8 protein-coding genes and 1 pseudogene are annotated in these 14,066 nt (G+C 38.4%); 2 read left to right on the top strand and 7 right to left on the bottom strand.

Going from position 1 to position 14,066, the window contains the following annotated elements; translation table 11 throughout:
• Positions 1 to 34: 34 nt before the first annotated feature.
• From CDZ92_RS17705 to CDZ92_RS17690, 4 genes are all read right to left on the bottom strand, one after another.
• Entirely contained in the window at positions 35 to 4,948 is a 4,914-nt protein-coding gene (locus CDZ92_RS17705; protein WP_176483809.1) for a S8 family serine peptidase, read from the bottom strand.
• A gap of 342 nt (positions 4,949 to 5,290) precedes the next feature.
• Positions 5,291 to 5,989: a BsuPI-related putative proteinase inhibitor gene (locus tag CDZ92_RS17700; RefSeq protein ID WP_176483808.1), complete on the bottom strand. Its 699-nt coding sequence runs from the start codon at positions 5,987 to 5,989 to the stop codon at positions 5,291 to 5,293.
• 141 nt (positions 5,990 to 6,130) lie between these two features.
• A complete protein-coding gene (locus CDZ92_RS17695) occupies positions 6,131 to 7,981 on the bottom strand; it encodes an ATP-binding protein (protein ID WP_176483807.1) in 1,851 nt (616 codons plus the stop codon).
• Between the two features lie 108 nt (positions 7,982 to 8,089).
• Positions 8,090 to 8,710, bottom strand: coding sequence for a phosphatase PAP2 family protein (locus CDZ92_RS17690; protein WP_096156522.1), 621 nt, complete (start codon positions 8,708 to 8,710; stop codon positions 8,090 to 8,092).
• Between the two features lie 235 nt (positions 8,711 to 8,945).
• Between CDZ92_RS17690 and CDZ92_RS17685 the strand changes: the two genes are divergently transcribed.
• Entirely contained in the window at positions 8,946 to 9,788 is an 843-nt protein-coding gene (locus CDZ92_RS17685; protein ID WP_096156521.1) for a protein-glutamine gamma-glutamyltransferase, read from the top strand.
• 253 nt (positions 9,789 to 10,041) lie between these two features.
• A pseudogene (locus tag CDZ92_RS20640) lies at positions 10,042 to 10,116 on the top strand (YjcZ family sporulation protein); the annotation flags it as partial.
• Between the two features lie 365 nt (positions 10,117 to 10,481).
• On the opposite strand, the gene nagA reads toward CDZ92_RS20640, so the two are convergent.
• The 3 genes from nagA to CDZ92_RS17665 all read right to left on the bottom strand — a co-directional run bounded on the left by nagA (position 10,482) and on the right by CDZ92_RS17665 (position 13,900).
• A complete protein-coding gene (nagA, locus tag CDZ92_RS17675) occupies positions 10,482 to 11,672 on the bottom strand; it encodes an N-acetylglucosamine-6-phosphate deacetylase (RefSeq protein ID WP_255249839.1) in 1,191 nt (396 codons plus the stop codon).
• Positions 11,673 to 11,764: 92 nt separating this feature from the next.
• Positions 11,765 to 12,874 (bottom strand): plasmid pRiA4b ORF-3 family protein, encoded by a 1,110-nt coding sequence (locus tag CDZ92_RS17670; protein ID WP_096156519.1) that lies wholly within the window; start codon positions 12,872 to 12,874, stop codon positions 11,765 to 11,767.
• 126 nt (positions 12,875 to 13,000) lie between these two features.
• Positions 13,001 to 13,900 (bottom strand): EAL domain-containing protein, encoded by a 900-nt coding sequence (locus CDZ92_RS17665; protein ID WP_096156518.1) that lies wholly within the window; start codon positions 13,898 to 13,900, stop codon positions 13,001 to 13,003.
• Positions 13,901 to 14,066: the final 166 nt, after the last annotated feature.

The raw sequence follows: 14,066 nt of genomic DNA, 5'->3' as shown, positions 1-14,066 counted from the left end.
AGTTATTAAACTGGCCCCATCCGATTTAATCATATTATACTAATTTTCTTCTTCTAGCTTGAACGAACAGTGCTAGACTTCCAACCATTAAGATTACTAAACCGATAATAATGTTGTTGTAAACAGACGTTGCTGTGCTTGGTAATTTCTTACCATCACCTTTACTTTCTTTGTTTGTGCCTGTTTCTTCAGTATTTTCATCATCTTCGTTACCGTCTTGATCGCCGTGTTGGTCACCATCTTGGTTGCCGTCTTGGTTTCCATCTTTGTTGCCGTCTTGGTCGCCATCTTGGTTGCCGTCTTGGTCACCATCTTGGTTGCCGTCTTGGTCGCCATCTTGGTCGCCATCTTGGTTGCCATCTTGGTTGCCGCCTTGGTCATCATCTTGGTTGCCGTCTTGGTCTCCACCTTGGTCTCCACCTTGGTCTCCACCTTGGTCTCCACCTTGGTCTCCACCTTGGTCTCCACCTTGGTCTCCACCTTGGTCTCCACCTTGGTCTCCACCTTGGTCTCCACCTTGGTCTCCACCTTGGTCTCCACCTTGGTCTCCACCTTGGTCTCCACCTTGGTCTCCACCTTGGTCTCCACCTTGGTCTCCACCTTGGTCTCCGTCTTCTTCTGTATCTTCAAATACTGCGAAAATACTGAAGTGGCTAGTTTCAACTGAAACTCTTCCATTTGCATAAACTGCGCCTGGTACTAGTTCCCATACATTTGTTTCTTCATTTAAATAGTATACGTTTAATGCATCTGTATCAGTAATATTAGAAGAATCTACGTTGAATACAAGAGTTACATTCTCTTCGAATGTAGAAACCTTTTCACCGTCAGAATAGATTGTGAAGTCATATACATCACTTACTGCTCTTTCAACCGCTTCTAATTTTTTTAATTCTACAGAAACATTTTTACCATCAGAAAGGTTACTTAATGGAAGTTGTACTTCCACTTTGTTGTTTTTCACAACGAATGTAGCTTGTTTTGCTTTTAAATCACCTAATTGATTAGCTGTTAAGTTTACACTTGCCGCTTCTACTTCATTTAAGTTAACGATTAATTTACCATTATCCGCCAATACTACGATAGAATCGTCAGAAATAGTAGCTTGACCATTGTCAACAACTGGAGTTGTTTCTACTACATCTTCTTTTTGTCCATCACCATCAACTGGCTGCTCACCATCTCCCGGTTCTTCACCGTCTCCTGGCTCACCTGGTTCTTCACCATCTCCAGGTTCTTCTCCAGAACCTTCTGTACGAGTAATCGTTAACACTTCAGTCGTTTTGTTTCCACCTAAGTCGATTAGCTCTAATACAAACTTATTTTCACCTAATTCAAGATCAAGTGTTACAGTTAATTCTTTCGTATACGGCTTCATCGTATAACCTGGTAATTCTTGGAAAAACACTTCATCTGCATTAATTAAGAAACGAAGTTCCTCTGCATTATCTGAAAGTGTAAATGTGACATCTACCTTATCTGTATCCACAACAGTTGGTGCATCTACAGAAATTACTGGTGCAGTTGTATCAACAAAAATTGTACGGCTATTTAATAACGATGCCTTATTACCCGCAGCATCAATTGCTTCAATATGAATTGGGTTTGCACCGTCTTCAAAAGTAACAATCGTTGAGAATTTGTAATTTCCTTTTTCTTCATCCCATACAAGTTCTACTTCTTCTCCCTGAATTGTAAAGCTAACAATTTCAGAATGATCTGTTACTGTACCTGCAACTTCAATATCACTAACATTGTGAGTAGAGAAAGTTCGTGGAGTAGTAACATTAATAACTGGTAGTGTTTCATCATACACTACTTCTGCTTCTGATTTATTACCAGCAATGTCTACTGCTACTACAGTAACAGCAAATACTTCACCGTAAGGATAGTTACCAAGCGTAAACTCATTAGTCGTAGGTGGAACTACTCCTAAAGATTTGCCATCTACTAAAATCTCAAAGTGTGATAAACCAGAAAGCTCGTCTTCACCAGTGAATGTTACAGTTTTGCCATTGATGCTAGCTTCCACTGTCGGAGCAACAGTGTCCACTAATACTGGAACATGTAACGTTTGTGCAGGTTTACCAGCATAGTCAATGTTTGATTTAATTTCATAGTAATATAATCCATCTGCAACTAATTTATTGTTTACTTTTCCATCCCATGCATTTGCAGTATTCGTATAATACATTGGAGCTAAACCACGGTCAAAATAGTTTTTACGAACATTTTGTTCTGTTCTAATTGTACGTAGCTTATTTTTGTTTCGGTCAAGAATATTGAATTCTACCCTTTTCGCATTACGTAAGAAAGATAAACGAGGGTAAATAATATCTTGTTTTCCATCTCCATTTGGTGAGATAGCAATACGATCTAGATAACGTCCGTAATAACCATCAGAGAAAGGATCTAAACCTAGTTCATACTCGTCGTTAGACAACATGTAAGATTCTTCGTAGAATGAATCATTTCCTTCGTATGCTAAGTCGTCTAAAACTGGCGGAGCATTCCAATCACCTTTGAATCCAACATAAGGTACAGAAAGCTCTGGAAGTGCTTCATTTGTTAAGGTTACGAAACCTTCAACAAAGTATCCGTTAGGAAAAATATTTTCTGGTGATGTTAATCCACCTGCATTCTGTGTAAATACTTTCGCGTTAGATAAATCAACCGTTACATGTAAATTAGCCGAACTGTTAGCTGGAACTACAACAGTGGCATCCCCACCATTTACAGTCACAACAGCATCTACAAGCTCTTGTGCTTCTAACTGACTAATTTGGCCAGTTAACGCTCGGTTTCCTAATAAACCAAAAAATGAAAGGTCCGTTTGAACATTGGAAGCAACATCATAAGTTACTGCCTCATCACTATAGTTAGTAGCTTTTAAAGTAAAAGTGAACTGATCTCCCACTTCTTTTAATGCCACTTTCGCTTCACCCGTTTGAAGCTCTGTTACAACAACTGGAGTACTTAACGCAGCATGTAATTGCATTAATCCTGCTCCTTGACGACGAGGAGAATAATAGTTTCCTAGTCCCCAAGCTGCATTCGCCGCACCTTTATCTAGAACTGGTTTTGCTGTATTCATTAATAAGTTTTTCGCCATTTCAACTCTTGCTTTTCCTTCTAATTGAGAAAACTCTTCTTTCACACGTTGCAACACAATTGCAGACCCACCTGCTACATGTGGAGCAGCCATGGAAGTACCACTCATTACACCGTATTTATTATCATTAAGTGTAGATAAAATATTACCACCTGGAGCTGTAATCTCCGGTTTGAAGTCTAAGTTTGGCGTAACTCCCCAAGATGTGAAGTCAGACATTTGACCTGCCATCGGGTTAGGAGCAGTTGTTTTTAATCCAGTAAAGCTAAAAGTCACCTGTACACCAGCATCTAACTTTGCTTTTAATGCATCTCCATCAACTTTCAACATAAATAGCTGTGGAATTTTAATTCCAGGATCAGATTGCATGTTTACATATCCGTCAGAATGGTTATATACAATAACACCAGCTGCTCCTGCATCTTGAGCATTAAATGCTGTATCTGTAAATGTATTTCCACGTCTTACTAAAACGAATTTACCTTCATAGTCGCCATTTTCCCAATCAGCTTTTACACCAATACCTGAACCACCAACATGAGTCAGATTGTAAGGAGTATCACCTAGGCTGTTTGGATGTACACTACTAGCTGATAAGAACGGACGAAGTTTATCTTCTTGACCGTCATATGAAACTAAAACTGCATCTAAATCTAAGAAACTATTTTCTAAAGATGCTACTTGTAAAGAATCATAAGATAAACCAGGTGCACCAACAACACCGATATCTGGGTTAGATGCGTACGGATTGTAGAAACCGTTACCTAAATGAGCTGAGTTTCCAGCAGAAATTGCCATTAACACACCATTTTCAACAGCTCTTGCAATTGCTTCTTGTTCAGGGTTTGTTGCATCAACAAATGCAGCTGTAGAGCCTAAGCTCATGTTGATAACATCTGCCCCTAAAATAATTGCATCATCGATTGCTTTAATGTAAATATCTCCCCATGTGGAACCCATGTTAGGATCATTACCAAATACTTTAAGCGCTAAGATTTGAGCTTCAGGAGCAACACCTTTAAGTCCTCCATTGCTTTCATCACCATTTGCACCTACAGTACCAGAAACGTGTTGACCATGCATGGAAGCACCAGGGCCTAAGTCTCTCACTTCATCGTTTCCATCCATGTAGTTGTAACCATAAGGAACTTTTGCCGTAAAGTATTTACCAACAAGGTCGTGCTCTGAAACCAACGCATCCACCTGTTCCTTGGAAAGTGCCGCTGTCTCATTGTCTGTTAGGACCATATCTCTATGAGCAGGGTCAATACCGGTGTCAATAACACCAACGATCATCCCTTCACCAGCGTAACCGTACTCGTCCCAAACACGCTGAGCTTCTACAAGCTCTTTACTATATTTCATTTCTGGCTTTACTTCTGGGCGCTCGTACTCAGTTGCGATTGTTACTTTCTTAACACCACTAAGTTTCTCGATCTGTGCGATTTGGCCATATTCGACCATCCCACTGAATCCGTTAAACGCTGTAGTAAAGCTTTCTTTTTCATCAAATTTAAGTTTTTTTCTATTAATCTCTTTTTTAACAACGTTTTGCTCTGCAAGAACTTTGTTATGTAACTCTTCTTTCTTAGGTTCAGAAAGCTCGTTGAATTTAATACCTGACATTGTTGCGTACTCAATTGCTGGAGCACCTTTTACCTCAACAATGACACGAACTTTTTCATTAGAGGCATAATTACTATCCTCTTCGCTAAGTGAAAGATTCACATTAGACTTTTTGTCTCTGCTTGGCTCTGATAATGGTCCAGCAGCCGCTAAAGCAGTGTTTGAAAATACTAATAAAAATGCTAATAATAATGCAACTGTTTTTTTCACTTTTACCTTTTCCTCCCCCGATACAAAATAAAAAACTATAAAACTAGTTACCAATCTACAATAGTAGTAGACTAAAAACCTTATGTAAAAGTACCTACTTTTTACCTGCAAGTGTACATTTTACCACTTTAGTTTAGTACTAATATTCCCAATAGTCAAACAACTTTTTTGCAAAAAATGCATACTTTTTAGGAGAATTTTCGTGTTTTTTGCATAATTGTGCGATTTTTTACAATAAAATATTTGCATTTATACGCAACATTTTGCATTTTTCGTAAAATATACCTACACATTCAACAAATATCGCAAAAAAAAGACAAACCCACATTGGATTTGCCTGCTTTATTCAGCTGTAAATTCTTTTTCTACTTGAAGATATTGCATATCTCGTGCCGTTAACCTTACAACTAATGTATATTCTCCTTTTTCTAGTTCTGGGAGACTAATATCATAAGAAACGCTTTCATTCGGTGCTAGTGGTACGTCCTTTAATACTTGTAGAAAAGATTTTCCATCTGAATACCGATAGATAAATTCACCTGATTTACTATAAATTTCATAGTCATAATACTGACTTGTCATGAATTGTAACGTTACTACTCTATCTTCCTTATTTTCCACTTGAAATTGTACGGATTTATTCTTTATTGTTAAAGAGGATATTAGGTTTAACTTTTCAATATTTCTTTCTTTTTTTAGGGGAATAGGTTCTAGCTTTTTAAAAACGAATTCTTTTTTATTCACTTCCTCTTTCACCTCTTCTTTGTTGGATTCTGGGGTTTTTTCATCTTTAGGCTCTTCAGTTTTATCCGGTTCCGGTGTATGGCCACCATCTTTTAATCCTGTGCTAGTATTGGTAGGTGTGTTAGGTTGCCTGGAGTCCTCACCTTTGTTGGATGAAGTTTCTTTTGATCCTACTGATTTATTACTCGTTTCAACAGGTTGACTCACTTGATCCGGTTCTTTTTTCTCACTAACAAGGAGGATGCCTACAATAACAATTGCCACTATTGAGAAGAGTCCAATCCAAACTTTGTTCAATTTTCCCACCCCTTACTCTTAATTGTCAAAATTATTTAATAATTTATATACTAGCATATTTTACCTATAAATGCGAGGAAGGGACGGGGTTCGTTTCTCATTTCCACAAAGTGGAATGAGAAACCGAACCCCGTCCCTATTTCACATTAATAGCTTGGTGATGGTGTTTCGTAGTTCTTTTAGGTTGATTGGTTTGGTTAGATAGTCGGTGCAGCCGTGATTTAGTAGGTCTTCTTTTGTTAGTTCGTTTGATTCTGCACTTATTATTAATACAGGTATCGTTTTAGTTGCTTCTAATCTTTTTAACTCTAGCAGCACGTCTTTGCCATTTGTATCTGGCAAACCTAAATCTAGCAAAATTAAATCTGGTTTTTGCTCGATCGCCTTTTGGAGTCCCGACTTTCCTGACGTTTCAAAGAATAGAGAAATAAAATCTAATGTTCCTAACATTTCCCTCATTAACGTAATGTTTTCCGGCTGATCTTCAATATATAAAACTACCTTTTGGGCCGACTGGCTAGGGTCTTTCTTTTTCTCAGACAAAAGGGTTGATTCGCATTGTTTGAAGGACACCCAGAATGTAGCACCTTCCGCTTCATTATTAAAGGCGCCAAACTCGCCATTCATTTTTTGCGATAGATTCGCTACAATCGCAAGTCCAAGGCCTGTTCCTTTCCATTTGAGCATGTTTCGCTCACTTCGGTAAAAAGGTTCAAACAATCGGTCCATTTCGTGATCAGGCAAGCCAATCCCCGTGTCGCTGACAGAAATTTTAATAGAGCCAGTGGCGTTCTCTTTTTTCACAGAAATTTTTATCAATCCGTCCGGACGATTATATTTGATAGCGTTCACTAGTAGGTTTTGGATGATTTGCTTCAGCCTCATTTCATCCGCTTCTAAAAACAAGTCATGATCTGCGTTTTCTACTGTAATTTGGACATTTGGATTATCTATTTTAGAAATGGTATGGATACATTCGTGAAGGAAAGACTCGACGTGTATCGGCTTCATATTTATTTTAATATTTCCTCCACCTATAGCTGAATAATCTAGCAGTTCTTCTATTAAATCTAGCAAATGGTAGGAGGAGTCGTGGATATGATTCAACATATTATACTGTTTCGAACTTTTGTTATGCAGCTCCAACAATATTTGCGTATATCCTAATATAGTATTTAGCGGTGTTCGTAAGTCATGGCTTATTTGCGATAAGAAAATAGTTTTCATTTGATTGGCATTTTCGGCGTTTTGTTTCGCTAGTCTTAAGTATTCCTCTTCTTCTTTGTGGTATTTATTTTCTATTAATAACTCTTCGTTCTTTTTTTTCAACGATTCAAATTCGGCGACAATTTTTGTTAATCGAATGGTTTCTTCTGTGGCCATGGTCATGTTCGTTAAATGTTTATGGTTATAAAGAGGTGATGGCGTGATTTTTTCATCTAACATAAAGTAGTTGTGGAACTTCAACAGTTCGTTTTGTAGAAAAGAAGTCGTCGTTAAGGTATTATAGCAGCACACGGAGATGACGCTTTTCCCTTCAAAAAACTGATCACAATTACATTCATAATCCACTAAATCTCTAATGGATTTTTCATAAACGATTACATGCCCCCACGTTCTGATGGTTGGGTATGTTGGTAATATATCTTGAAATAATTTCTTTACGTTTTCCGTTCCTTTGACAGCATCAAATCCATCGCTAGAATAAAATTCATCATGGTCAACAAAAATAAGCAAACGCATTTGCTCAGGCGTGAAATCGGTCAACTCTTGTAACATATTTTGATAGAATTCTTTACACTCGCCTAATAGAATCGCATGTCCTTTCGCAATCCCTTCCCGAATAAACGCGACGGCATTTTGAAAATACTTATCAGGCTCATCAAACATATATAAAATATGAGCTCCTCGGTTTATTGACGAGCTGTTTGTAAGATCGCTAAGTTGCATTGTTACATCTTCCACAAAGACCATTTCGCTAGTACTCAACATATTTGCCCCCATGTGTAAAGCTGTATTTAGGCTCATTATACCATGTTGTGAAGTGGGGACGGGGTTTGGTTCTCATTTTTTTAATGAGAAATAAACCCCGTCCCCGCTTCACACTCGAGCTGCAACTCGTACTCTATATATTTCAAATACTGTCCCGTAAATAAATGCTACTAGAAACATAGATGCTACCATGTCTAGAATGACATGTTGTTTTATAAAGAGGGTTGATAATATGATTAGACTACCCATCACATGGATAAAGTAAGTATTCCACTTATGTTTATTTTTAATATGGAAAGAAGCTAGCATAATAGCGTAAGTTGTTAACACGTGAATACTTGGAAAACAGTTTACCGGACGGTCATGTGCGTAAATGTATTTTACTAACATTTCGAAAAAGCCATTTCCTTGGATGGTCGGCCTTGGTACTGTTGTTTGAAAGAAGAAGTATATGACAAAGCAAATTAGTTCCCCAACAACAATTGTAATGAGCGTTTTCACATATACATCGGTGTCTTTAAAACAAAAATACACTAAGTAGCCGAAAATAAAAGCATACCAAATGATATAAGGAATAATAAAGGCTGTAATAAACGGGATTTCTTGATCAATTGGCAACGGTATTTGTGTTGCTGTTCTTGGGTGTTCGTTCAATATTGTATAAATAACACCTAATATAGGCATGACAAGCAATAATAATAAATAGGGGATTTTCTTTTTTATCTTCATACAATCCACTCCGTCGAATCTGAGATTTCGTACATGTATTCTATTAAAATAGAATACTAACCATATATTCGACGAAACATTTGCAAAAATGGTTCAATTTGCATTAAAAAAATTTTGTGTGAAGCGGGGACGGGGTTTGTCTCTCATTCTTTTAAAATGAGAAACAAACCCCGTTCCGCATTTTACATACCTTCCTCACATATATTAGTCATAAAATAAGGAAAAGGGGAATGGGATGTTACTAGTAGCGGGAAGGCAATTGCAACAGGATAATTTGGCGAACTTAGGTCGGGTGGAAAGAGACATTGTACAATTAATGATTGCCGCTCCCGACAGGCTCACGTATCCTTCTATGAGGGAGTTAATGTTTGAGTTAAAAACTCGCATTAATATCATGGATGCTGCAAGGGAAATGAGTGAAGGCGAAGCGGCGTTTACGACGTTTGAGTATCACCGGGCCAATCCAGCTTACTGGAGTTTAACCCATACTGGAGGGTTTCAGTTAAGGCGTGGTGTTAGCCCAGCTGATGCGATTACAGATATTTTTCGAAACAGCTCTCAGTATGCGTTTGAATGTGCTACTGCTGTGGTGATTATTTTTTATTATGGTGTGTTGAAGAGTATTGGCAAGCATTCGTTTGATATGCTTTTTCAAAATCTTTATTTATATAGCTGGCATACAGATCCTGACCTTGATTTATATACAACGTATGCGGATTATTTTTTTCCTGGGGATGTGGTGTATTTTAACAACCCTGACTTTCATCCGAATACGTCTTGGTATCGAGGGGAAAATGCGGTTGTGATGACGGAAGGGATGTTTTTTGGGCATGGATTTGGGATTATGACTGGGAGAGAAATGATTGATTTTCTTAATACGCAACGGTTTCCTGGAAGCACTCGACCTGCATATTTGACGAGTTTAGTTACAAAGATCTCTTCAGGTACGATTCAACGGTTGGCGAATTTACCGGCGAATGCTATGGCGCTTAGGAAATCGCCGAGACCACTTGTGCATCATAATAGGTGCTCGATTTGTATCATTGAGCATCAACATTATTGTAGTAAAAAGGATTAAAAGTGTAGTAATAGTTTAAAACCGAGACATACACCCATTTTTCATATAGACAGGTTCAACTTTCGACTAGGTGAGTATAATGTGTAGTGTAAATAACCTAACCCGAAAGGAAGTATGAAATATGTATGCAAACGTAAATGCAGCGCCTATGGTTGCTGGTGTGAATATGCCCCCAATGGTAGCTGGAGTTTCTGATATGCCTTTTGCACCTGCTTATGGATATGGATACGGTGGTCAAACACATTCTGGTTTCGGTAACAGCTTCTTATTAATCGTAGTATTGTTTATTCTATTAATCATCGTAGGATGCAGCTTTCCTAAGTGCTAATGTGAACTGGGGACGGGGTTTGATTTCACATTCCCCAATCCCGTACGAAAGATTGAAAAGACGGTGTAGCTAGTTCTTGGATGAACTGGCTGCACTGTTTTTTTATGAGCAGTGAATCGTGGGGTCTGACACCTTGGTGCATAAGAGTGCCATTTTGGGCTGCCCCTCTGTATACTAAATGTAATTTCGCTGATAAAATTGTTAAATCGCCGATATCTTATCGTTTTCGCTGATTGGGCTCTAGCTCTCGCCGATTAGTTGTTCATTTTCGCCGATTGAAGCTTGATTTTCGCCGATAAACATTTCATTTTCGCTGATTAAACAAAATTTCGAAGGTATTTTCACAAAAAAATGACCTAATCGCGTTAATCCAACCCCGTCTCCGCTCTCTCACCTTTGCAAATAGTCATCACTACTTGATTATTTTCATTTAATATGACGATGTCTGCGTCTTTGCCTACTTTTATGCTTCCTTTGCGATCAAATATTCCGATTTGTTTTGCTGGGTTTTCTGATGCCATTTTCACTGACTCTCGAAGCGAACATCCCGTCCATTTCTTGACATTCCTTACCGCCTCATCCATTCTCAGCAAACTACCAGCTAGTGTTCCATCAGCTAATAGGGCGGTACCTTCTTTTACCGTTACCGCTTGTCCTCCTAGGTCAAAAACACCTTCCGGCTGGCCTTTTGCTCGCATCGAGTCTGTGATTAGTAGGACATTTTCTACTCCTTTAGCAGCTATTGTTGCTTTTACGACTAGCGGGTGGACATGAATTCCATCGCAAATTATTTCGACTTTTAACTGTTCCATAGAAAGTGCCGCTCCCACAACACCAGGATCGCGGTGATGAAGCCCACTCATTTGATTAAATAAATGCGTGACATGCTTCGCTCCAGCTTCAACAGCTTCTTCTACTTTTTCAAAACTGGCTTCTGTATGTCCGATCGAAACGATTATTCCTTGCGAAGAGGCTACACGAACAAGATTGATTCCATTCGGTAATTCAGGAGCTACCGTTATCACTATCAACCAACCACCAGCTGCTTCGTTAAAAAGTTGAAAAGCTTCAATAGAAGGTTCCACAATATGTTCGATTGGTTGTGCTCCCGCTTTCGATGGGGAAATAAAAGGACCTTCTAGATGAATACCAATTATCTCTGCTTGACCACCGTTTTGCGATTGCTCTTCTTGATACTGTGCAACCTTTTTTAAAGCTTTAATAATTTTTTCAGGTTTCTGCGTGATGGTTGTTGGCAAAAAGGCTGTAGTTCCTTCGTAAGGTAAAGACGTACACATTGTGCGAAGAGCTTCCTCTGTCGCGTCCATCATGTCTGCCCCGTTCACTCCGTGTATATGTATGTCAATAAAACCTGGGATAGCCTTATAGTCACTGTGAGAGGAAAAATCATAGGTTATCAAATCTTCATCAATGGTAGAAAACGTACCCGTTCCTGTCTCAAAAATTTTCCCATCCTTTAGCACAATATATCCGTTGGAAATGGTCGTTTCTTCTTCGACTATCGTCAATCCTTTAAGTAAGGTTGTACCTTGCACATGATAACCACCTTTGAGAAGCGGGGACGGGGTTTGTTTTCTCATTAATTTTTGCCCTAAATGAGAAATTCACCCCCGTCCCCACTTCACACTCAAATCTCTTTCAATTTCCAATTAATATCTTTTAAGTCAAAATCTCTATAGCCGTTTGATTTTCCCCAAGTCTTCATATGTTCAAGATCTGGGTGGTTAGGAGTTGATATGATATGCAGGAATTCTTCATATCCTCTCTCGCCTCCAACATCTTCAGGAGGTGTGTTTCCCCTTCCCCCTATACAAGTTGGATAATTATGCTCATAATTGTCTACTTCTCTCACCACTTCAATAATATGATTCCAGTCATCTCCAAAGTCATAACGGTAGACAATTTTTGCAGGAAGATAATCGGCTAGTCTTTCTCCGGTCTCCATCTTTTTTGAAATGTTATCTTCATAAGCAAACATTTCTTCATCACATATCAACGACACTATCGGCTTCAAACTATAGAAAAAGGCTTCCTCCGGAAAAACAGTATCCGGTGGATAAATGTTAAACTCATGTAAATGATAATCTTGCCAACCAAAAGCTGCCTGCATTACTTCATGAAGTTCATCAAAAGTAATCTGTTTCGGCACCATTAAAGTTCTCGATACATCGTAGTTCTTCAAAGCTAGCCTAACGTAAAGTTCTAATGCACGAGTCTCAAAGATAGGCTTACCTGCGAACGCCTCTAATGCTTTGTACAATTCAATATTCGGAGTGATGTACTGCCCGTTTCCGTTTCCCGCTAATAGCTTACTAATCCTCTTACTAATGTCCACTTGAATAACCGCATCTGGTTTTAGAAAACTTTGAAAAGCATATACATTCTCACAAGCCTTATTTAGCCTCGCTACACAAGTTCGATCTTTTGTTTTAGAAGAAATAATGTCTGGCGCCTTAGCTAAATAATCCTCAATAACATCTTCCTTTATGTACTCCGCTCGAAGCGTTTCACGAATGGCTTGCTGAAACAAAGCACCTAGATTTTTAAGTTCTTTTGCCTTCAGGTTGTCCAAAACAATTGCATAACGGGAAATGTCATGGACAAATACCACAATCTTCCGTCGTCCTTCTTTCAACACATTCACATGCCACGCATGCACCTGATTCACTTCTACCGGTGTGATATCTGGCTTTATTTTCAACTCATCTAACATCTTCTTCGTACACTGCAAAAGCATCTGCTACTCAGCCTCCATAACCTAACATTCTATCCTTTATACTAGCAGAATTGCTATGCAAGATAAACGGGGACGGGGTTTGTTTCTCATTTTTCTAAAATGTGAAACAAACCCCGTCCCCACTTCTCACAATACCTCTTTTACATCCATTCGTTTTACTATTCTGGTGCCTTTGACTACGATAATTTCGTCTTCTACAGAAACGATGATGCTCTTCTTATTAACTTCTTTTGAAATTTTGTAATGCTTCATACAATGTTTTGCATCGGCTGTTATTGGTTGAACTGGATTGGCTGGTGTACCAAGGAAATAGCCTTGTGCGTATTGTATATCTAACTCCATAGCCGTTTCTAGCTCCTCTTTCTCTTCAATTCCTTCTGCAATAATCTTGCTTTTCATTTTTTGAGCAAAAGTCATAAATGCTTCTAGAATGTTCCTTTTTATTTCATTCTGGTGAATTCCACTTACTAATGAACGGTCCACTTTAATAAAGTCTGGTTGAAGTTCGGAGATAGCTTGTAAGGAAGAGTAACCTGCTCCTGCGTCGTCAATGGCTATTAAAAAGCCTTGTTCTCGGTAATGATTCAACACTTCCCGGAATGCTGCAAAATCTTTTATAGCACTTCTTTCGGTAATTTCAAACACAATATCTTCGGGAACTAAATTCGTATTTTTCAACACAGATATCGTGTGTCCTGGGGTGAATTTTGGATCATGTATCACATCTGCACTTATATTAATAAAAAGCTTTTGTTTTTTTTCTAAAAAAGCGCTTTGGGTTAGAGCCAGTTCTCTCGCATTCTTTTCTAGCGTATACAAACTACCTTCGCCTAGCGCAAAAGGAAAGAGTTCGGAAGGAGAATACAACGAACTATTTTTCGGGCCTCTAGTTAATGCTTCATATGCGAAATTTTCACCAGTAACCAAGGAAACGATTGGCTGGTATTGAACTGCTAGTAGATTATTATTTAATATCCGTTCTAACTCTACTTTCTTTGCCTCATAATCTATATCTGTATTAAACATTATGATGTAAACTCCTAACTCAATAAAATACAAGTTTCGACACCATTATACACTGTCAATTGTAAATTATAGTTAAGAGATTTGTTAAGAAATTGTTTAAATGGTGATGATAAGTGGGGACGGGGTTTGTTTCACATTTTAGAAATGTGAAATGAACCCCGTCCCC

This window comes from Bacillus sp. FJAT-45066, from assembly GCF_002335755.1.
Lineage (GTDB): Bacteria > Bacillota > Bacilli > Bacillales > Bacillaceae_I > Bacillus_CD > Bacillus_CD alkalisoli.
Note: the sequence above shows the minus strand (reverse complement) of the source record. Positions and strands in the feature narration are given on the sequence as shown.

Coding starts and splice junctions, on each gene's coding strand:
- CDZ92_RS17665 (WP_096156518.1), bottom strand. CDS start 13,900: ATGTTTAATACAGATATAGATTATGAGGCAAAGAAAGTAGAGTTAGAA.
- CDZ92_RS17695 (WP_176483807.1), bottom strand. CDS start 7,981: ATGTTGAGTACTAGCGAAATGGTCTTTGTGGAAGATGTAACAATGCAA.
- CDZ92_RS17670 (WP_096156519.1), bottom strand. CDS start 12,874: ATGCTTTTGCAGTGTACGAAGAAGATGTTAGATGAGTTGAAAATAAAG.
- CDZ92_RS17690 (WP_096156522.1), bottom strand. CDS start 8,710: ATGAAGATAAAAAAGAAAATCCCCTATTTATTATTATTGCTTGTCATG.
- CDZ92_RS17685 (WP_096156521.1), top strand. CDS start 8,946: ATGTTACTAGTAGCGGGAAGGCAATTGCAACAGGATAATTTGGCGAAC.